General features: G+C 46.7%; 1 rRNA gene. It reads right to left on the bottom strand.

From position 1 onward, the window contains the following. Window positions 1-333 (bottom strand): 23S ribosomal RNA (locus AAA071_RS09480); the annotation flags it as partial. Window positions 334-610: the final 277 nt, after the last annotated feature.

Genomic DNA, 610 nt, shown 5'->3' on the forward strand with positions numbered 1-610 from the left:
CTCGATTCTTCTACCTCATTTACACTTGATGACTGTCCTCAACCCCGGTGCGGTTGCCCGCTCCGGTTTGGCCTCTTTCCCGTTCGCTCGCCGCTACTAAGAAAATCTCGTTTGATTACTGTTCCTCCGGGTAATTAGATGTTTCAGTTCCCCGGGTGCCCTCCTCATAGTCTATGCTATGGGTGACAGTGCATAACCACTGCCGGGTTCCCCCATTCGGATATCTACGGGTCACAGGTTGCTTGCACCTCTCCGTAGCTTATCGCAGCTTACCGCGTCCTTCTTCGGCTGATATCGCCAAGGCATCCACCATACGCCCTTATTATCTTTACTTATTTTGCGTTATCATTTGCGCCTATCGTCGTCGCCTCACGCTCGATTTTGCCTTACGTACAATAGTACGCGGCGGCTTCATCTCGCTCAGGCTTCTAGATATGCATCAAATGCTAACGAAAATCTCATGATTGAATACATGAGAGATAATATTGACATGCATTAGATACATTGTCGTTTTTTGTAGCCGTACATTTTCATGTACGTCACCATTAAGTCAGAGAATTATTTCCTATGTGCTCGGGTCAACCTACTTAGAAATTCTAAGAGATGACCT

The sequence above is a fragment of the Veillonella parvula genome, from assembly GCF_040097785.1.
Taxonomy (GTDB): domain Bacteria; phylum Bacillota; class Negativicutes; order Veillonellales; family Veillonellaceae; genus Veillonella; species Veillonella parvula_D.